Consider the following 20942-nt stretch of genomic DNA (forward strand, 5'->3'; position numbering starts at 1 on the left):
CATCACAGCGAATCGACGTGAAAACCGGTCGAAACACCACAATGATCATATACTAGGGTCGGCCGCGATAGCGGCCGGGGAGGGCTATGAAACCATGCTTGCACCGTCCATCGCTAACACCCCGAGCCCCACCCAGCGTCGGCTGCCGCCGACTCTGACCTCCCCACAGGGGAGGTGAATTCTAATTTACCCTCCCTCCTGGGAGGGTCGTCCGCGGGGATGCGGCCGGGGAGGGTGGTGAAACCATGCTTGCACCGTCCGCCGCTAACACCCCGAGCCCCACCCAGAGCCGGCTACCGCCGACTCTGACCTCCCCACAGGGGAGGTGAATTCTAATTTACCCTCCCTCCTGGGAGGGCCGGCCGCAGGGATGCGGCCGGGGAGGGTGGTGAAACCATGCTTGCACGATCCACCACTAACACTCCGAGCCCCACCCAGAGCCGGCTACCGCCGACTCTGACCTCCCCACAGGGGAGGTTAATTCTTGTGCTCACGCTGGCTGTTTTTTGGCTGGAACGAGTAGCACAATCGCGGCGGACGAAATGACACAGAGAATCAGGATCGCCGCGGGGTATCCCAGGCGGACTTGCAGACTGCCTAGTAGCGAGGTGGACCAGGCCTCGCAAGCATTGGTGGCCGCCATAAATGCGGTGAATTGAGTAGCAGCCAACTTTGGCGACGTCAAATTCATCAGCCAATGATAAAGAGCCACTGTTAGCCAACCGATCGTGAAGGCCACTGCCGTCAAAAGCACGAGAATGTGAAATCCTTTTTGCCCCTCTAACCACCGATCCACGACCGCCAGCGAAACGATTGCGACCAGGTTGACGATCAAGGCGGTCGCGACAAATCGCGTCCCTTGCACGTGCCGCGAAATGCGTCCGGCAAAAAGAGAACCGACGATCATTGCGCCAATCATCGTCGTCGCCGTGAACTGACCGACCGCAAACTCGCTATAGCCATGATCGATCAACAACGGGCCCAGTACCGCTTCGAGCGATTTAAATGCGGCCGGGGCAAACAACGCGAACAGAAAGGCTCGTCCCATCCCTCCCGTCCGAATCGCGGTGAACAGCTCGCTCGCGAGCGTCCGCAGTCGCATGAAAAACGCAGTTTGCTTGGCACCATCCGCTTCCATCGCAAGAGCCGCGGCGAAACCGATGGAGCTCTCCCTTGCTCTCGTCAACGCGAGCGCCGAAACCATAATCAGAGCGATCAAAACGCCAACGACTCCGGCAAAGCCGATATAGCGTTCCAAAATTAACGACCCGCCCCCCATTGCCGCTCGCCCCACCATCACCCCGCACTGCATCCATCCATTCAGCGAGCCTCGCTCGATGGGCTGCGATTCATTCACACACAGCGCGTCGATAGAGATATCCTGCGTTGCAGCGGCAAAAGCATGGAACAATAGACACGCAGCAACCGCCGAAAACTGCTCACGAACATCCAACCACAGCAGAGGAAGCAGTGCAATCGCCATCACCGATTGGCTGGCGAGAATCCAGTGGCGAAAACCCCATCGCGGACCACGCAGCAGGTCGACCAGCGGCGCCCACAAGAATTTCAGCGTCCACGGCATGATCAACAACGCCATCAGCCATGTGATCTGATCCACCGGTATCTCCATCGCTCGCCAGCGAGTCGGCAATCCTAGCCAGATGAAGCCAATCGGAGCTCCTTCGCTCAGGTAGAGCAGTCCAAACAGTACTTTACGGCGTGGCGGCGTGGCGAGAAGATCCATGCGGTCGATTGTATCCGCCGCTTAACCTCAGCGGGCGGATGACGCGACGATGCCACGCCGAGTCAATTCAGCCAACACTTCGGCAGCCTGCTCGCTCGGCGTTGCCTCGGCGTGGCCGGCGAGATGGATTTCCGGCTGCTCAGGCGACTCGTACGGATCACTGATCCCGGTAAAGTTCTTGATCTCGCCAGCTCGCGCTTTTTTGTACAACCCTTTGGGATCGCGAGCTTCACAAATCTCAAGCGGAGTGTCGACGAACACTTCAAGAAAGTCCCCGACGGCTCCGCTCGCCTCGACGATCTTTCGCACTCGATCACGATCTCTGCGATAAGGACTGACAAACGCGGTTAATGTGATCAGCCCTGCGGATGCCATCAGTGCTGCGACCGAACCAATCCGGCGAATATTCTCTTCGCGGTCGATTGCACCAAAACCGAGTCCAAAGCGGTTGGCAAACTCCTCGCCGTGCTCTTCTTTCAAACCGCTCGGGGGCGCACATAAACCGTGGCGGATATTGTCGCCATCGAGCAAAATTGTCGCGCGTCCGAGCTGGTTCAGCTGATGTTCTAGCTCGTTGGCAACCGTACTTTTACCGCACCCGCTCAATCCAGTGAACCAAACAACGACGCCGCGCTGGCTAAGATTCGCTTCGCGTGCGGCGCGATCGACGGTCTGTTCGTGCCATACAATATCAGAGGGATTTGTCATTTGTCGCTAATGGTTTTCGTTTTAAATCGTGGGATGGTTAATCGGTAAGCTGAAGCCAGCCGAGGCGGTTCACCGCCATTCGGGGTCTCGTTTTTCTAGAAATGCGGCAACGCCTTCTTTAGCCGATTCGGTCGAGCACGCTGCTGCACTATAGGCCGTTCCGGCGGCGATTTGGCTAAGCAGCATTTCACCAACGCACTCGTTCAGCAGTCGCTTGGTTGCCTGCACCGCTTCGCGAGGCGCCTCGGCACACGCCGCAGCCAATTCGGACGCCGCCACCCAAATCTGAGCCGAGGGGACCGGCTTGGGACACATCCCCAAGCGATAGGCCTCGTCGGCATCGATCACTTGGCCGGTTAACAGCATCCGAGCCGCGGTGGCAGCCCCAAAGCGAAATGAAATCAACGCGCCCGTGGCACCGCTGACCAGACCACGACGGGTCGCTTCGGCACTGAGCGCGCCCCGCTCGGAAAGCACCAACAGATCGGCGGCGAGGGCAATTCCGAGCCCCGCCCCAATTGCGGCCCCATCGACCGCAGCAATCACAGGTTTTGGAAAGCGGAGAATTTGCTCGAGCAGCTCCGCATAACGTTGCCATAGTTTAAACAACTCGCCCTGAGACTCATCAACCGCCATCGCCGAGATCGCACTGAGCACGCTCAGGTCGATTCCGCTGCTGAAGTGCTCGCCACCGCCGGTGAGAATCACCGCACGAACTCGCTTTTCTTGGTGGAGGTCGGAAAATGCGGTCCGCAGATCTTCGATCAGCGTCGGGCTCAGCGTGTTATGCCGTGACGGGTGATCCATCAGTACCGTGGCGACGGCGCCGTGGATTTTGATTTCGACGTGTTGCATTGAATCGCTCTGAAGAAAAGAGCCATCAGGAATAAAAACAGGCAAGGCCTACGTTATCATCGCCGAACCGACCGCCGCGTGCTACCCGCGGCAAGCTCAGACGCTGCAGCCCCTCTGATCGATACGTTTCGCTCGAAAGAGAGAGCGGAAGCGTGAACGAAAAAACCCCGAAGAACTAGGTTCTCCGGGGCTCCTTCTGCTCTCACGCCTTGCGACGCTAGAGGTTTTCGTTAAGCAACTGGATCGATTGCTTAGTTACCACAGTTGACGCAACCAGCGCCTGTTGCCATGGGTGCAGGTGCTGCAACAGGACCTTCGCTGTAGACAGCGGAAGATGAACTGCCACCGCAATTGACGCAACCAGCTCCGGTCGAGTAGCCGGCTCCAGCACCGTATCCAGCGCCGTTACCGCCACCGTAAACAGGAACTTGAACCGTCGTAGGAACTTGACGGCAAACACGAACTTGAACTTCACGCATCGATTGCACAGGAACGCACACGGTGTAGGTTTCTGGCACTTCTTCCTGAACGGTGTCGTAAACGGTGACGTTGTACGAACGCGTACGAGTTTCAGGAACATTGACGGTGTAGTTAACTTCGCGAGTACGCTCTTGGTTTTCCAAGCGGGTACGGTTGACCGTGCGAGTGCGGGTCTCGGTGGTCATCGTCGTTTGAGGAACCGTACGGGTACGCGTTTCAAGACGAGTCTTGGTCACAGGCACCTTGCGAGTGCGAGTTTCCGTTTTCATGCGAGTCACAGGAACGCTACGAGTGCGAGTCTCGGTGCGGTAGCTCGTGACGTTGTATTCACGAGTACGTTCTTCTTGACGGCACTTTTGTACGGTGACCATACGAGTACGTTGCTCGTTGACCATTTCCGTGTAAGGAACTTGGCGAGTACGAGTTTCCATACGAGTGCGAGTCACAGGAACTTCGCGAGTGCGAGTCTCTTGACGGCATTTTGTGACCTGGATCGAACGAGTGCGTTGCTCGGTCGTGTACTTGGTCACATTGACCATACGAGTGCGAGTTTCGGCACGCATACGAGTCACAGGCACCATGCGAGTTTTGGTTTCGCAGGTGTAGCTAGTCGTCGTGTAGGTGTAAGGCACCTGAGTCGTTTGACGTTGGTAGGTCGTGTAAGGAACTTCGGTCGTCACAGGATTAGGAACGTAAACGCGACGGTAAGCGATTTGAGGACCGCATCCCGCACCGGCTGAAACGCCGCCGCCACCGCAACCGTTGTCACAACCGCTGTCACATGTCGAGACAGGCTTGCAGCAGCAGCACGATCCACAACCGTGATGGCCGTGACGATGACCGCCCAACAGGCCGCCACCGATGATTCCGCCACGGTGCGAATGTCCGCCACCGACTTGAACCGCTTGACATTGGTAGCTACCCATATCGCGGGTCACAGTTCGCATCGAGGTCACAGGAACGCACGTGCTAACAGTACGGTAAGCGGTGTGCGTTTGCTGAACAGGAACGCGAACTTGGTAAGTCTGAGCGACTTCTTCGGTGTAAGGAACCGAAACCGTATAGGTCTGCTCGACTTGCTCGGTGTGAGGAACCGAAACCGTGTAAGGCTGCTCGATGGTCTCGGTGTAAGGCACGTTAACGGTGTAGTTCTGAGTTACCGTTTCGGTGTAAGGAACACATACTTGATAGGAAACGTCACGCACCTTTTGTACTGGAACGCATACCGTGTAAGTCTGCTCCACTTGCTCGGTGTAAGGAACGTTAACCATGTACGTTTGGGTTTTAGTTTCAGTAACAGGAACTGAAACGTTATAAGTCTGGTCAACGTTCTCGGTATAAGGAACGTTCACAGTGTAGGTCTGTTCTACTTCTTCGGTATAAGGTACCGATACTTGGTAGCTTTGTTCGACCTGAGTCGTGACAGGCACCTGAACGGTGTATGGCACTTCTTCGGTGTATGGCACACTGACTTGGACGTTGTACGTTTCCGTACGAGTCTGAGTCTGAGGCACCATCACGGTGTACTCTTGTTGCTTCGTTTCAACGCGTGCAACTTGGCGAGTAACAGTTCGCATACGGGTCTGCGTTTGACGCTGGTACGTCGTTGTTGGAACCATGCGTGTTTCGGTCACATACTGTGAACGCATGACGGTTTGCGTTTGATACGAAACCGCAGGGCCACAAGCATCTGCACCGCCTGCGTAAACGGCGCCCGAGCCGCTACCCATGGCGACACCGCCACCTGAAACACATCCGGCGCCGCTCTCGCAGCCGCCACATGAACCACATCCTGCTTGGACATTTACTGCGAACACGAGCGTCGCAATCAGTCCAAATACATACTTAAGCATTTGAGCTTTCATCTTGGGGAACCCTCCAAATACGTCTCACAGCCTGTGAGGCAACAGAAGAAAAACGAGGAGCTTTAACGGCTGCGTAAAGTGGGCGAACCTATCGCCCTGAGACGTTGAATTTAAACTGTGCAATCCCACTGTCAACGATTACTTATTGAATAAAGGTCCCGAATCGTGAAATAGTATACTTACATACAAATATTGACATCAAATTGGGGTCACTGTGCCGCACACTTTGTCGTCTAAGCGAGCCAAAGAGTATGTGAAGCGATAACCTGCAATCCGATGCTAATAAGAATGTATGTGTGGGATTAATGTGCGATTCGATGGGCGGCGAAAAACGCTCGCAAAAGAAGGGGACCTAAGTGTTTATCGGGACGGTCTGAAATCGACCAAAGTGTTTGATTAGCTTCCAAGTTTAAATCGCACAAAACAGAACTCAATCCTTTTTTTAAAATCCTTTGCAATTTTAAAAACAAACGCTGTCGTTGAGGATTCTGTGTCATCGGTATCCGCCGTGTGAGACACGCGGTTTTGAACTGTTTGCCACTAGACTTCGGATGCCGCCAGGCATACGCATGTAGGGATCGACGAAGACCATTCACCGCCTCGTCATCATCAGGATGAATCGTCGATTGACAGACGATGTTTCCTGGTCCAGCCGACACTCGAACAACATCATGCATCGGTAGTTTTTTTGAGGCGGTCAGGAAGGTGGAGATCCAGTCGAGATTCGAGCGTGAAGCAATCCGCCAAGAGGTCTCTTTGGATCCCCATCGGTTTCCCTTTGCCGCGCTAAAGGGAGTCCGTCAAAGGTCGCGATGATGTGCTGCATTGGGGTCGGTCATGGATCAGCAGTATTGAACTGCATCACCGCGTCATCATGAGTAGGGCACGGTCATCGTGAGTAGGGCGAGACTGGTAGTGGGCCAATGCCGTCGCCGGCCGATCAAGCAAGACCTCCGCGAGCGTCGAAGATCCAGATGCCGATGGCGATACCCAAGAAAACCAGCCGGGCGAAAACCAGCTGCGTGAGAACCAGCCGGGCGGGACGTCGACCGGGCAGCAACCATTCGGGCAAGACGTCGATGGGGCGAGCCGGCCACGACAGCGGCGGACATCGCCGCCGCATTTTTTAATGAACTCAGTTCCCACGACGAGGCTCCGCAGTCGAGCCTCCGAGTTTAGCGCTGGCGACTTCGATGGAAGTGGCGTTAGTCCACGCCACTTCGGGTGAATCGGGATGACACATTTGCAGGCAGGCCATTGCTCGGGCTGCTATTGCTCGGGCCGCTATTGCTCGGGCCGCTATTGCTCGGGCCGCTATTGCTTGGGCCATTGCCGCTTGTTTCGATCAGTACCGATTTGCCAGCGGGCTGGGCGGGAAGCGGGCTGGGCGGGAAGCGGCGGGGGGGAACCGAGCAAGCGAATTGGCGGCCCAAGCAAATGGTCGGGCAAGTCGGACCAGGAGCCCATTGACGTGAAGCATCGCAAAACGCGTGATTTTCATCATTGGCGGGTGGCAGACCGCTTCACAATGAAGCGATTTAGCATCTTGTTCGGACGTGGACGGCGAAAAGTGTGCCGTAATGCCCACCGGGGGATATCTCTCTATGACAAAACGTCATCGATTCTTTATGATGCAATCCAGATAGTGAACGGCTAGGCAATATGAACACGTGAAGAGTTGCCAAACTCAGAATCGTGGTGGCGAGTTTTCGGGTAGCGTCCGTTTTCCGGTAACGGCCACGTCGAGCATGGGGGGCAATTTGAACGATTGCAAAAGTGGAGTGATCTGCCAGCTGAAAATGACTTTCAGTTGACAGGACGCACGGTAGTGGCTTTCCACGTGAGGTGATTTCGCGGATCATACGATTCCATCGATTAGTCCTTATGAAAAGCGAGACGCCGGATCCGTGAGCTTCGACTTCGCGTTCAAGCGAGTGGAGGTCGGAGCGATGATTCGGAAGACGAATCGCTTACGGTGCGTGTTGACGAACATATAATACAGTGCACGTTCATCTGAGTGGGTGAGGGAAAGATCGATGAATCGATCGACACAAACAACACAGAATCCAACCATGCCTCGCAAACTGATTTGTATTGGCGACCCAGACACACTTCCGGCGGACATCGTCGAGGGAGAGGTGGTGGTGGTTGATACGTCGGTGGCGGTGGTGGATCAGCTGGACGATCCCTCGATCGAAGGTGTTTGGATTGCCCGCGATCAATTGCCCAAGATCAGCGAACTGCGAGGCATTTCGCAAAGCGGCATCATGCTGCGAGATATGCCCGAGGGAGTGGCGTTACTCGATTCCGACTTGCGAGTGTTGTGGGCCAATCGCCGTTTAGTGGAATGGTCCGGCCGCAGCGAACCCTCGGTGGGTCTGAACTTCTACGAGATGTTGTCCAACCCCGAAATCATGGGGCCCGATTTCTGCCCGTTTCACACTGCACTTGCCACGGGCGACGAGAGCAATAGCACGCTGCACACCGAAGACAGCCGCTATTTTCAGGTTCATGCGGCGCCGATGGTGCATCCGGTCCATAGCCGCCAATTAGTGGTGACGGTCAGCGACATCACCGAAGAAATACTGCAGCAAAACAAGTTGGCAGCGATTCACCAGGCGGGACGTGAACTCGCCGATCTTCGCCCGACCGAAATCTTCATGATGGAAGTCGATGAGCGAATTGACTTGTTGAAGGAAAACATTCGCCATTACCTCAGCAACCTGCTGAACTTCAACATCATCGAAATCCGCTTGCTCGAACAAGCCACCGGGAACTTGATGCCGCTGCTGAGCGTCGGGATCGACCAAGACGCGGCGGATCGACAACTGATCGCTCATCCGCAAGGTAACGGGATTACTGGATACGTGGCCGCCAGTGGAGTCAGCTACATTTGCCACGACGTCGTCAACGATCCTTTGTTCATCCCCGGGGTAGCGGATTCACGCAGTTCGTTGACCGTGCCACTAATGCTGCATGACCAGGTTCTCGGAACAATCAATATCGAGAGTCCTGAGATCAATGCATTTGGCGATAGCGATCTGCAGTTCCTCGAAATCTTTGCTCGTGACATTGCGTTCGCGCTGAACACGCTGGAACTACTGGTTGCCCAAAAGGCCAATACCGCTCAGCAAAGCTGCGATGCGATTCACGGAGCGGTGGCTCTTCCGGTAGACGAAATCTTGAACGATGCCGTCAACGTGATGGAACAATACATCGGTCACAGCTCGGAGGTCGTCGATCGGTTAAAGCGGATTTTGCGAAATGCTCGCGACATCAAGCAAACGATCCAACAGATTGGCCAGCGGATGACGCCGCTCGAAGCGATTCCAGTCGGGGGCGAGTCGGCTCATCACGTCTCGCTACGCGGCAAGCGAATCTTGGTTGTCGATGCCGATGAACAGGTCCGCGAGGACGCGCATCAGCTGCTCGAACGCTACGGATGTATCGTCGAGACCGCCCACAAAGGTGATGAAGCCGTGTTGATGGTTCGCGGCAGCGATGATTCGACCATCTACGATGTGATTATCAGCGACATCAAGCTTCCCGATTACAGCGGGTATCAATTGATGCTGCGGCTGGGCAAAATCATGGACTATGTCCCGATGGTTTTGATGACGGGGTTTGGCTACGACCCAGGACACTCGATTGTCAAAGCACGTCAAAACGGGCTGCATGCCAAAGGCGTGCTGTTCAAACCGTTCCGCTTGGACCAATTGATCGACGTGGTCAAAACCATTCTCGATTTCAACGAAGAAATCAAAGCCAGCGGCGTCGTGCCTCCGAAACCCGTGGACATGGAAGAGCCAGCGGAGTCAAAACAACACTCCGATGGCAATCCTCCTTCGGATCCCAGCTAAAGCCCCCTCAGCGGCTCACTTCCACTGCCAATCATCGCTTGGTTTTAGCGTCCCGTCGGATTTGGGATTTTCCGATTCCAGCCACTTCTTCGCCTCGACGTCTTCGAGCAAATAGGCATTCCAGAACGCCAGACTAATTTTCTGGATCGCGGGATGATGATCTGGATCGCGATTGCGAGCGCGTAACCGTGGCGTGTCGCCAAAGGTGAAGTGATGACCTTCATCGAAAACCAACTGGAATTTATCTCCACTGGGAAGCGCCTTGAACACTTCTTGCCGTGATTCCGGCGTGGTTCGCGGATCGATCGGACTGTCGTCATGGGTGCCGGTCATGCACAACACGGGATAACGAATTTTGCCAAACGCATTCTCTGCCGAGATTCCCTTTGCCAAAGAAGGGCTCATCGCAAAAAAAGCATCGATGCGTGGCTCGTGATAATGATTGCGAGTGATAAAGCGGCGACCGGCAACCCCCAGCGTCGTCACGGCACCAAAACTATGTCCGCTCATCCCAATCCGATTCAAATCCAGCCTGCCGAATAATGGATGCTCGGCTTGCGTGTTCCATCGCTGCAATTGATCGATCACGAACGAAACATCGGTGTAGCGGTCGGTTGCGTTCTTGGCATTCGCCGAATCTTTTAACCTACTAAAACGCTGGCTTAATGATCCTGACTTTAGGATTTCAATATCGCTACCAGCATGCTGCATAAAGACACCGACGAATCCCCCCTTGGCCCAATGTTCGCCCAGATAACGATTGTTCTCGCGTGAACCGCCGAGTCCGTGCGAGAACAACACCACCGGCTGTGGGGCGTCTCGTTCTGCAACATAGATCCTGAGCGGAACCGTGCGATCACGCTGCTTGTCGATCGGATCGAATTCCATTTGTATCACAGTCGTGCTTTCCTTGGCGTGGACCATCGCAATCGGGGAGCTCGCCAACAGCAAGCACGCCAACCATCCTGCAAACCAATTCAATTCGAGTCTCATGGCAGAAATCTCTCTGAGTTGAAAAACTATCGATCAAGCGAGATGGCTTCGGCGTAATCAAGTTCACCGGTTCGACCATCATAGTACTGAAAGATCACCTGCGGATGCGGGTAGGCAACCAAGCGTTTGCCGCCCAGCTTCTTGGGCATGTTAAAGACATTGTTGATTTGCACGACACAAAAATGCGGGTACAGCCGCTGCAGCCGCGGCAAGTCGTCAAGAATATACGAGCTCCAGCGAATGTCACATTCGCGTGGCCCGAACTTGAATTTCCCCGTTGCCGGACGATCGCTTTCGTCGAGTTTTGGCACATGATTGACGCTGTTGTGCGGTCCGCAGCAAAACTCCCAAACGTTGTCCGTGACCTTGATTGCAAAGCTGTTGTGTAAGTCGCCGGTCATCACGAAGACCTTCTTGCCCATCTTTTCCCAGGCATCGATCAACAATTCACGCTCGTGGAAGAACCCGGTCCAAGCCTCTTCTTTATTTCCCGAAACCTCGTAACCGCCCGCCCCGCTGTGCGGGATCATGAAGGGAACGGTTGAAATCACAAAGAAGAAATCAGCATCACTCTCTTGCATGCTCCGCAGCAGCCATTCACGTTGCGGTAGCCCCAGGATTGAGACATCAGGTTTGTCACGCTGAGTGATATCGTGCATACCGCGATCGCCTCGGGTATCCAAAAGAAAGAATTCACAATTCGCGACGCGGAACTTTCCATAGCTTCGTCGACCGATTGAGTAACTAACGTTGCCGTCCACTTTCGCCGGCATGTGCAACCGCAACGTATGTGCATCGACGACTTCGCGAATCGAATAGACGTATGAATTTTTATGCCCCTCGTCGTTGTCGTACTGCATATCATCAGTGCCCGCTTCTTTGGTGCCCCAATGCACATGCAAACTCAACATTCGATCGAGCGGCAACGCGGTGAAATCAGTATGAGTATCGACCAACAAGTCGCTGCCGGCTTTCATCTCGGCTTTGCCAAAGTGAACGGGCTGCGAGTGCTCGACGGGATTCGCCCAACCGAGATAGTCGTACCAGGCCTGGGTGCCAATATCACGAAACACAGCCCGGCGATGCCGCTTGCCCGTTTCCGCGGCGCCCCAAATGTCGTTAATAAGTTCATGGTCATCAAACGTGAACAAGCTGGGCATGTTGCGGTGCCACGCCGCCATCTCAACGCCACGTTCCAAATACAGCTTGTAATTCTCCCACACACCCACGATGGTCGGCATCACATCGACAACGCTAGGCACCTGCTTGATGCCTTGGGTTAAACGCCAAGCTTCGACAGGATACTCTCGCTCTTCCTCGTAAAGCCAATCGCCATTCATCACGTGAAAATGGACTTTGTCGGCCCAGTCGCGGTTTAGCGTTTCGTAAGTAGGGGTGCGATGACCGATGCCATTGAGTGGATTTTGGTTCGCACACGATCCAATTTGAAAGCGAAAATTGAACAAGCCATCAGGATTGTGTTCTGGGTTGCGTGAATCGTCAGCACTTGGCAGCGTACGAAAAGAACCGGGAAGTCCGTGCGGCCGCTCGTTCACAACAATTTGGTAATAGTACTGTGTGTCCGCTTGCAGATCCGTCAACTCCACCACGCCGGTGTTGTCATTCTCGATGCGTGTTTGGGCAGCGGAGCTGATGTGATCCAAAGCATTTGCTGCGGTGCCGTACTGAACCCGAAACGAACCGGGATCCGAAGTCCGCCCCCAAACTTTGACACTGTGATCCGTCGACATCCCGAGCATCGGGCCATGCGTCAGCCGAATCGGGTCGCGTTCGGCCAGCGCGGTCGAGGCGTCGAATCCAGCAACAATGAGTGCGACCAAGAACAGAAAAGAGTGGGGGCGTAGCATGGTGTCCGGCGGTGCATGATGGAAAGAAGTGAACAGGAACGCTGCTCATCATCATACTCGCCCACACCTGTCTCGTGAGTTCCATTGGTCGCGGTCGGCCGCACAGCCCGCATCGACGCTCGCCGCAGACTACGAAAACAGGTGTTCGCAAACCTGTTTGGCGATCGCTTGCTCTTCATCGGTCGCTACCACCAACGTGCGAACGGTCGCGGAGGGATGTGACAGATCCAGGATCGACCGTTTGTCCCACGGCGATTCATTTACCCAGGTATCAATCACGATCCCCAGATGGGCCAGCGGTGCCGCAATCAGTTCACGTATTTCGGCAGCATTCTCACCAACGCCCGCGGTGAAGACCAAGGCATCGAGTCCGCCCAGAATTGCGAAATAGCCACCGACGTATTTCAAAATCCGGTGGACGTAGATCTCAATCGCTAGCGACGCAGTGGCATCGCCTTGGCTTCGACGGGTCAGGACCGTTCGCATATCCACATCACCGCAAAGTCCCAGCAAACCACTTTGTTTGTTGAGCAGGGCATCCGCTTCGTCCACCGACATGCCTGTTTGCCGCATCAGATAGAGCGGCACCGACGCATCGATGTCACCGGTCCGCGACGCCATGACCAACCCTTCCAACGGAGTCATCCCCATCGATGTATCGATCGCAACGCCATCGATTGACGCCGTCACGGAGGCGCCGCCGCCGAGATGCAGCGAAATGATACGTTTTGGCCGCGTTGCTGCATCAAGGTATTTGATGGCTTGTTCAGTCACGTATCGATGTGATGTGCCGTGCGCTCCGTAGCGACGCACGCCATGTTCAGTGTATGCCCATGTGGCGATCGCATAGCGGTAGGCTTTGGGCGGCAAACTCGCAAAATAAGCCGTATCGAAAACCAAGACCTGTGGGATCGGAAGTTTTAACGCTGTCATGGCTTCGATGACCGCCCGCGCCGACGGATTGTGCAGCGGCGCAAGGGTGTCGAGCGTTGCGAGTTCCACCAGCACATTTTCATCGACGACCGTCGGCACCGCAAATCGATCGCCTCCTTGGACCACGCGGTGACCGATTGCAGCCAGATCGAGATCCTTGTGCCGATCCAACGCGATCCGAGCGGCCGTCAGATGATCCGCCGCGTCACCGCCGACTTGACCGATGCGGTCGACCAGCCCCTCGGTCAATCGTTTTCCCGAGGCTGAATTGATACAGGCATATTTCAGCGTGGTGCTGCCCACGTTAAAGACAAGGATGTTCATGAGTCTTGAGCCTGAATCGCAGTGATGGCCACAGTATTGACGATATCGGCCACGGTACACCCTCGCGACAAATCGTTCACAGGTTTTCGCAACCCCTGCAGCACCGGACCAATTGCGACTGCACCGGCGGATCGCTGGACCGCCTTGTAGGTATTGTTGCCGGTATTGAGATCAGGAAAGATGAACACGGTCGCACGTCCGGCGACGGCACTGCTGGGCAATTTCGTGGCCGCCACGGCGGGATCGATCGCCGCGTCGTACTGCAACGGGCCTTCGACGAGCAGTTCGGGGCGTTTGCGTTTCAGGATCGCAGTCGCCTCGCGAACACGTTCAACATCTTCGCCATGCCCACTTTCGCCGGTCGAGTACGAGAGCATCGCGACACGTGGCTCGATGCCAAATTGCATCGCCGTGTTGGCACTGCTCGATGCGATTTCAGCGAGTTGATCCGCAGTCGGATTCGCAATCACCGCGCAGTCACCGTAAACCAACACGTCATGCTTTAGACACATCAAAAAGACGCTACTCACACAACCGACACCGTCACGCGTTTTGATGAATTCAAAAGCGGGACGAATCGTATTCGCGGTGGTATGGATCGATCCCGAGACCATCCCGCCAGCGAGTCCTTTTTCGACCATCATCGTGCCAAAATAACTGACTTCGAGCATGCGATCACTCGCGACGTCCATCGTCACCCCTTTGTGCTTTCGCATCGCAAAGTATTCACGAATAAAGGATTCGCGAAGCGGCGAATTTTTGGGATCAATGATCTCCACGCCCGTTTCGGGAATCGCAACCCCCACGTGACTTGCCGCAGCGCGAATCGCAACGGGGTCACCCAGCAAGACAATATCGGCAACATCACGGCGGCGAAGCACATCGACCGCTTGCAGAATGCGAGGCTCGCTTCCCTCGGGCAACACGATGCGCGCCCGCTTCTCGCGGGCACGTTGAATCAACGAGTATTCAAACAGCATCGGAGTGACGCGGTGCGTGTCGGGGGCCTGCAACCGCGTGGCAAGATCCTCGGCGTCGATGTACTGTTCGAACAGTCCGAGTGCGGAATCGATTTTTCGAGGCGAATGTTCGCCAATTTCCGCGCGAATCTTGGATGCTTCGGTTGCCGCGGTAAACGTATCGACCGATGTCAACAAAACAGGCATGCCGGACGTATTGCAAATTAGTTGCTGGACCGCCAGCGGTGGCAACATCCCGCCGGTTAACAAGATGCCTGCGGGCGAGGGCCCATTGGCGTCAAGAGAGGCCAGTGCACAGCCCGCCAAAATATCGCTGCGATCCCCCGGCGTGATCACCAAACTCGACGGGTACAAACGCTCGAGAAAGTCCGGCAACAACATTGCAGCGACTTTCAATCGAGTCACCTCGCGATCGAATGTTGTTTCATCACCACTGAATTTGGTCGCATTGAGTCCCACTTGGATCTCGCGAAGCGTCGGTTGACGTAGCAGCGGTTCTTCAGGAAGCATGTACAAGGGGGCTTGGGAAGCCGACGATGTCTTGTAGTAGGCCGACCGCAATTCCGATTCATTCGCAGCATCGATTTGGTTTAGCACCGTGGCAATCACCTGTCCGCCGCGGTCCGTAATACTGTCGTTACCAATGTAAATCGACTGCATACAGTCTTCGACACTTTTCCCACGCGCCGAATAGACAGGCATGATCGCGCAGCCAAGATTGACTGCGATATCCGAATTCAATTCAAATTCGATTTCTTGCGCCAATCCTTGAAAACTTGTCCCCTCGACAACCACAAAGTCACAGGTCTCTTGCAAGTGTTTGAATTGTTGTTGTATTCGTTGGATTAACGCGTCGTACCGATCTTCCGCCAACATCCGGCGTGCTTCGATTCGCGTCACCCCCGCCATCTCTTCCGGGGCCGTTGTGATCTGGTATCGCGATCGCATCAAGCGAATGCTCTGATCATCACTCGGGTGGGTGCGAACGACGGGACGAAAAAATTCCACGCGGTCAAAGCGACGCATCGCCAATTCCATCACGCCAAGGGCAACCATTCGCTTTCCGGTCGCGTTTTCATTCGTCGCAATATAGAGACTGTCGGGCATACCAAATTGCTGCGGGAAGAGAAATGCAAGGGGGATCTAAAACTGGAATTGCAATAAAGAACTGCCTAATCCAGCAGCGGCAGCGTTGCACGTGCTTTCGCGCTCTGCACGGCAGTATCGACGATTTGTTGACCGATCCGGCTGATTTCAGGACTCAACGGCCCCTCGACTTGCCCCCCGCGTGAAATCACATCCAGCATGTACTGAACTGGATTTTGTAGAGGCGGGGCCAATTTGTCGACTGCGACATCTTCACCGGCGGGGCAGGCTTCGGTTTGAACCCGAATCGTATCGGTATAGTCGTAGCTGGCTATCGTTCCTCGGGTTCCCACAATCACGAAGCCGCATTTGGGTTGCGGTTGATGTGTCCAGGGGTCGGTGAAGGTGCCCCAGCGGGTTTCGAACTTCGACAATCCCGTCTCGTAGCGTGCGATCGTGATACTGTGTTCATCGACCTCGAGTCCTTGGGGTTGATCCACCACACAGCTGACTTCGATTGGACGCCGACCATTCATGAACCACGTCCCCAGCGTGGTTCCGTAACCGGCGTAATCAAGCAGTGAACCGCCGCCATGGCTCTGTTTATAGAACCAACTTTTCGGCTTTTCGCGTTCGACTTCGCTGGCGGTGCGTTCCACTTTGTCAGCGCTGTGCCATAGCGGTCCACGGTTACCACCATAGTGATGCACTTCGAGCACATCACCAATCCTGCCTTCGTCGATCCAACGCTTGCTGGTGCGATGAGCGGGAACCCACGTCAACGGCCAATTGATCGCCAACCGACTTCCCGAGGCCTGCGTCGCCGCGATCATCCGGTCGGCTTCGGCGAGCGAGGCAGCGAATGGTTTTTCCACCATAATATCGCAGCCAAACGGAGCCACTTTTTCAACCCACTCGCCATGATGCGATGCGGCGGGACAGAGGATCACCAAGTCGGGCTTGGTTTGTTCAAGACACTGCACATGATCAGTGAAAATTTGATTCTCCGAAACGCTAAACGCCTTTGCCGCATCGGTCATTCGCTGAGGATCATCGTCGCACAATCCGACAATCTCGGCGTCAGGGTGCTCGTGCACCTGACGCAACAAATCACCCATATGAAAATGGTCAAAATTGATACCCGCGATTTTAAATCGAGCCATGTCCGAAACACTAACAGCAAGAGGGTGGGGGATGGAAAAAAATCGTGTCACCGGCGTCACCGTGAACGACGATCTATTGTAGCGTTTTGCAATGCCCTCAATGTGCGAGTGGATCGCAATTCCGTTAGACTGAACCAACCCCGAAAACGCACCGCGGCGTCCAAGCCGTCAACGATCTGCCGCTTCTGAGTTAAAAAGATTCTCCTGTCGCTGAAACCCCAGAGTGAGACCAAGATGCTTTCTGAAACGCAAGTCAACGGAGGCAACTCTCCGCGAACAAAACCTCTCGTTCGCTCGATCCTATTGGCCGCCTGTGTGGCCTGTCTTTGCTTTTGGAATACTCCGGCGATCGCAGAACCCCACGACTGGGAGAACGAACAGATTGTTTCGCGGAACAAGCAGCCGCCGCGTGCCACCTCGCTGCCGTTTGCCGATCGTGCGGGTGCGATACAGGCGACTCCACAGGCGACCCCTTATTTCCAAAGCCTCAATGGGATCTGGAAATTCAACTGGGTGAAACAACCGAGTGAGCGGCCTGCGGATTTTTTCCGCCCCGATTTTGACGTCCGGAACTGGGATGATTTGGCGGTACCGAGCAATTGGCAAATGCATGGATATGGCGTTCCGCTTTATACCAACATCCCCTATCCGTTTAAAAAAGATCCGCCTCGCGTGATGGGCGAGCCGCCCAAACACTTCACTAATTTTGAGCAACGCAATCCGGTCGGATCGTACCGCCGACAGTTTTCGATCCCAGACGATTGGAAGGATCGCCAAACGTTCCTGCAATTTGGCGGTGTCGACTCGGCGTTTTACCTGTGGGTCAATGGCGAAAAGGTTGGCTACAGCCAGGACAGTCGCACCCCTGCACTATTCAACATTTCGTCTTATCTAAAACCAGGCGACAACACATTGGCCGTGGAGGTCTATCGCTACAGCGACGGCAGCTATCTGGAAGATCAAGACTTTTGGCGACTCAGTGGAATCTTTCGCGATGTCTTTCTGTGGTCTGCAGCCCCGCTACAAGTACGTGACTTTTTTGTGCATACCGACTTGGACTCGGATTACAAAGACGCAAAATTGTCGGTGGATATCGAAATTGCCAATGCAAACGACACGAAGCAGAGCTTCACGGTCGAAGCCGAACTAATCGATGATCGCAATCAAACGGTCTTTAGCAATGTGATTGCGTCAGGAAAGGTTCCCGCCAACAGTTCAACGAACCGAACGTTAACGAAAGAAGTCATCGCGCCGAAGCTTTGGTCAGCAGAGAAACCCAACCTTTATCGATTGCTTTTGACGCTGCAGGATGACCAGGGAAAAGTCATCGAAGTGACGACCTCGCGAGTCGGTTTCCGCAAGGTCGAAATTAAACAAGGCCTACTGTATATCAACGGCAAATACGTCTACTTAAAAGGCGTCAATCGGCACGAACATGATCCCGACACGGGACACACGGTCTCGGTCGCCTCGATGATTGAAGACATCAAGTTGATGAAGCAGTTCAACATCAACGCAGTCCGCACCAGCCACTATCCCAATGACCCGCAGTGGTATGATCTGTGTGACCAATACGGATTGTATATGGTCGATGAAGCAAACATTGAATCGCATGGAATGGGTTACGGCGGTGAATCACTCGCCAAGGATCCCGCTTGGGGCAAAGCCCATATGGACCGCACAGTACGGATGGTCGAGCGTGACAAAAATCATCCGTCGGTAATCATTTGGTCGCTCGGTAACGAAGCCGGTAACGGCGTGAATTTCATGGCCGATTACGACTGGATCAAACAACGTGATCCATCGCGTCCGGTCCAGTACGAACGAGCGGGTTACCGTGACCGAAACACCGATATTCGTTGCCCGATGTACGCCGGCATCAACGAAATCGTCAAGTACGCATCAAACAATCCCGACCGTCCTCTGATCTTGTGTGAATACGCTCATGCGATGGGCAACAGCGTCGGCAATTTCCAAGATTACTGGGACGCGATCGAGTCTCACGATCACTTGCAAGGCGGTTTCATCTGGGACTGGGTTGACCAAGGCCTTCGTAAACCGATCCCCGCCACTTGGGTCGTGGCCGATCAACAGAATCCAGACCAAACCGCGAAAGTCCTCGGTGATGTCGATGCGGAAAAAGGAGTCACCGGAGCGGTCGTCGTCGACCGATCCGACGCCTTGCAGTTGACCCAAGCCCTGACACTCGAAGCGGTGTTTTACGGCAACCACGCGTCGGTCTATTGCCCGCTGATTTCCAAGGGCGACCATCAATACCTACTGCGGCTTGATGGCAGCGGGATCAACTTTACGCTGTACACCGATGCGTGGAAAGGATTGAGCGTTTCCTACGCGGACGCGAAGCTCAACAATGGTCTCAATCGCATCACGGCAACCTACGACGGCAACCACCAACGACTGTACGTCAACGGAAAACAAGTGGGTGAAAAGGCGTTACAAGGCAACGTCAGTCCAAGTGTTTTTAATGTCAACATTGGTCGCAACTCAGAAGTCATCAATCGCGTGACGTCGCTACCGATTCGTGAAGCGAAAATTTACGATCGAGCATTGTCGGCCGACGAAGTCGCGACCGTAAAGCAGCGGAGCACACAAGGACTCGTTTTGGACCTCGATCTAACGAAGACCCGCGAGCAGCCGCCACCAGCCAACAGCCCCGACACGTTCTTTGCCTACGGAGGTGATTTCGGAGACCAGCCTAACGATGGCAATTTTTGTATGAATGGACTTGTCCAACCCGATCGACGTCTCAATCCCCATATCTGGGAAGTCAAAAAGGTTCATCAAAACATCAAGGTGACTGCGGTCGATTTGGCCCAAGGCAAGTTCGAAGTCAAAAACAAGTTTCTATTCACCAATCTGAACGAATTTGTCGCTCATTGGGTGATCCGCCGTGATGGCGACGCCATTCGCTCTGGAACGCTCGACCGATTGAATATCGAGCCGCTAACAAGCCGACAAATTACGTTGCCTGTGGACGGATTGGACGACAAGATCGGTGAAAATCTATTGACGATTTCGTTTGAATTACCCGCCGCAGTCCCTTGGGCCGATGCCGGCCACCGGATCGCATGGGAGCAATTTGCGTTGCAGTCCCCGGCAGCGAACTCGACCACCGACGCAGTGGACGGCGAAAAAGTCGTGGTTGACCAAACCGAGACACAAGTGAAAGTGACTGCGAATCAAACCGTCGCCACGTTCAACGCAAACACCGGAGAACTAAGCTCGCTCGAGGTGGACGGACACAGCCTGATTACGGGGCCGCTAGTGCCTCAATTTTGGAAAGCCCCTAACGACAACCAATATCGCAATAACTACCTGATTCGGCTGGGCGAGTGGCGGAACGCGGCCGACAAACGGACGCTAACCAAGATGACCGTGCACGAAAAGAAAAACCAAGTCGAAATCGTCGCGGAATCCAGCCTGCCGGTCGGCAATGCTCGGTTGACGCTGCGATATGCAATTTTCCCGAGTGGCAACATCCACGTTGTCTCGGACTACGATCCTGGTAGCGGGAAACGGCCGCTGCTTCCGCGCTTTGGCATGCAAGTAAAATTGCCCCAAGCGATGGACCAAGTGAAGTGGTATGGCCGCGGCCCACAAGAGACATACTGGGATCGGAAAACCGGCGGCGAGATCGCCGTCTATCAGTCAAGCGTAGACAAGATGGTGCATCCGTATTGCCGGACTCAGGACGTGGGCAACCGAACCGATGTGCGCTGGATCACCCTCGTTGATAAATCAGGACGCGGACTGAAGTTCACAGGCGATCAACCCTTGAGCGTGAGTGCGTGGCCGTTCACGATCGAGGACGTCGAAGCTGCGTCTCATCCCCATCAATTACCACGTCGCGATTTCAATTTGATTAGCATCGACGCCAAACTGCAGGGAGTCGGCGGCGACAATTCCTGGGGAGCACGTACGCACGCCGAGTATACGATCCCTGGTGACAAACCGCTGCACTACGAGTTCACGATCTCGCCCATCACCCCCTAAGCATTGCCCATCATGCCCTAAGCATTTGCTGCGACCGCAGCAAAAGTGATGAAGTCGTACGCGAGGAAG

At 54.7% G+C, this 20942-nt stretch carries 12 protein-coding genes; 3 read left to right on the forward strand and 9 right to left on the reverse strand.

Features of this window, described 5'->3' with window-relative positions:
• Positions 1 to 490: 490 nt before the first annotated feature.
• From ABD971_RS25365 to ABD971_RS25380, 4 genes are all read right to left on the reverse strand, one after another.
• Positions 491 to 1744 carry an MFS transporter gene (locus tag ABD971_RS25365; protein ID WP_345326685.1) on the reverse strand — a complete coding sequence of 418 codons (1254 nt, stop codon included), beginning with the start codon at positions 1742 to 1744 and terminating at the stop codon, positions 491 to 493.
• Positions 1745 to 1771: 27 nt separating this feature from the next.
• Positions 1772 to 2452, reverse strand: coding sequence for an adenylyl-sulfate kinase (gene cysC, locus ABD971_RS25370; RefSeq protein WP_345326686.1), 681 nt, complete (start codon positions 2450 to 2452; stop codon positions 1772 to 1774).
• Positions 2453 to 2521: 69 nt separating this feature from the next.
• Positions 2522 to 3307 (reverse strand): enoyl-CoA hydratase/isomerase family protein, encoded by a 786-nt coding sequence (locus ABD971_RS25375; RefSeq protein WP_339946933.1) that lies wholly within the window; start codon positions 3305 to 3307, stop codon positions 2522 to 2524.
• A gap of 251 nt (positions 3308 to 3558) precedes the next feature.
• Positions 3559 to 5652 (reverse strand): hypothetical protein, encoded by a 2094-nt coding sequence (locus tag ABD971_RS25380; RefSeq protein WP_339946934.1) that lies wholly within the window; start codon positions 5650 to 5652, stop codon positions 3559 to 3561.
• Positions 5653 to 6876: 1224 nt separating this feature from the next.
• Between ABD971_RS25380 and ABD971_RS25385 the strand changes: the two genes are divergently transcribed.
• The gene (locus tag ABD971_RS25385) at positions 6877 to 7122 is read left to right on the forward strand and encodes a hypothetical protein (RefSeq protein WP_345326687.1); all 246 of its coding nucleotides are present in this window, start codon (positions 6877 to 6879) and stop codon (positions 7120 to 7122) included.
• 566 nt (positions 7123 to 7688) lie between these two features.
• On the forward strand, positions 7689 to 9512 hold the full coding sequence (locus ABD971_RS25390) for a response regulator (protein WP_425571370.1): 1824 nt from the start codon (positions 7689 to 7691) through the stop codon (positions 9510 to 9512).
• A 15-nt stretch (positions 9513 to 9527) separates the two neighbouring features.
• On the opposite strand, the gene ABD971_RS25395 is transcribed toward ABD971_RS25390, so the two are convergent.
• From ABD971_RS25395 to ABD971_RS25415, 5 genes are all read right to left on the reverse strand, one after another.
• Positions 9528 to 10505, reverse strand: coding sequence for an alpha/beta hydrolase family protein (locus ABD971_RS25395; RefSeq protein ID WP_345326688.1), 978 nt, complete (start codon positions 10503 to 10505; stop codon positions 9528 to 9530).
• Positions 10506 to 10531: 26 nt separating this feature from the next.
• The gene (locus ABD971_RS25400; protein ID WP_345326689.1) at positions 10532 to 12373 is read right to left on the reverse strand and encodes an alkaline phosphatase D family protein; all 1842 of its coding nucleotides are present in this window, start codon (positions 12371 to 12373) and stop codon (positions 10532 to 10534) included.
• A gap of 129 nt (positions 12374 to 12502) precedes the next feature.
• Entirely contained in the window at positions 12503 to 13630 is a 1128-nt protein-coding gene (locus tag ABD971_RS25405; protein WP_345326690.1) for an acetate/propionate family kinase, read from the reverse strand.
• Entirely contained in the window at positions 13627 to 15717 is a 2091-nt protein-coding gene (pta, locus tag ABD971_RS25410) for a phosphate acetyltransferase (RefSeq protein WP_345326691.1), read from the reverse strand. The genes ABD971_RS25405 and pta overlap by 4 nt, the downstream gene beginning before the upstream one ends.
• A gap of 65 nt (positions 15718 to 15782) precedes the next feature.
• Positions 15783 to 16859 carry a Gfo/Idh/MocA family protein gene (locus ABD971_RS25415; protein WP_345326692.1) on the reverse strand — a complete coding sequence of 359 codons (1077 nt, stop codon included), beginning with the start codon at positions 16857 to 16859 and terminating at the stop codon, positions 15783 to 15785.
• Between the two features lie 234 nt (positions 16860 to 17093).
• On the opposite strand from ABD971_RS25415, the gene ABD971_RS25420 reads away from it, so the two are divergent.
• On the forward strand, positions 17094 to 20873 hold the full coding sequence (locus tag ABD971_RS25420; RefSeq protein WP_345326693.1) for a glycoside hydrolase family 2 TIM barrel-domain containing protein: 3780 nt from the start codon (positions 17094 to 17096) through the stop codon (positions 20871 to 20873).
• Positions 20874 to 20942: the final 69 nt, after the last annotated feature.

Source organism: Novipirellula rosea, from assembly GCF_039541335.1.
Lineage (GTDB): Bacteria > Planctomycetota > Planctomycetia > Pirellulales > Pirellulaceae > Novipirellula > Novipirellula rosea.

What these genes read in the sequence shown, in the direction of transcription:
- ABD971_RS25365 (WP_345326685.1), bottom strand. Translation starts at nt 1,744, where the DNA reads ATGGATCTTCTCGCCACGCCGCCACGCCGTAAAGTACTGTTTGGACTG.
- cysC (WP_345326686.1), bottom strand. Translation starts at nt 2,452, where the DNA reads ATGACAAATCCCTCTGATATTGTATGGCACGAACAGACCGTCGATCGC.
- ABD971_RS25375 (WP_339946933.1), bottom strand. Translation starts at nt 3,307, where the DNA reads ATGCAACACGTCGAAATCAAAATCCACGGCGCCGTCGCCACGGTACTG.
- ABD971_RS25380 (WP_339946934.1), bottom strand. Translation starts at nt 5,652, where the DNA reads ATGAAAGCTCAAATGCTTAAGTATGTATTTGGACTGATTGCGACGCTC.
- ABD971_RS25390 (WP_425571370.1), top strand. Translation starts at nt 7,689, where the DNA reads ATGAATCGATCGACACAAACAACACAGAATCCAACCATGCCTCGCAAA.
- ABD971_RS25395 (WP_345326688.1), bottom strand. Translation starts at nt 10,505, where the DNA reads ATGAGACTCGAATTGAATTGGTTTGCAGGATGGTTGGCGTGCTTGCTG.
- ABD971_RS25400 (WP_345326689.1), bottom strand. Translation starts at nt 12,373, where the DNA reads ATGCTACGCCCCCACTCTTTTCTGTTCTTGGTCGCACTCATTGTTGCT.
- ABD971_RS25405 (WP_345326690.1), bottom strand. Translation starts at nt 13,630, where the DNA reads ATGAACATCCTTGTCTTTAACGTGGGCAGCACCACGCTGAAATATGCC.
- pta (WP_345326691.1), bottom strand. Translation starts at nt 15,717, where the DNA reads ATGCCCGACAGTCTCTATATTGCGACGAATGAAAACGCGACCGGAAAG.
- ABD971_RS25415 (WP_345326692.1), bottom strand. Translation starts at nt 16,859, where the DNA reads ATGGCTCGATTTAAAATCGCGGGTATCAATTTTGACCATTTTCATATG.
- ABD971_RS25420 (WP_345326693.1), top strand. Translation starts at nt 17,094, where the DNA reads ATGCTTTCTGAAACGCAAGTCAACGGAGGCAACTCTCCGCGAACAAAA.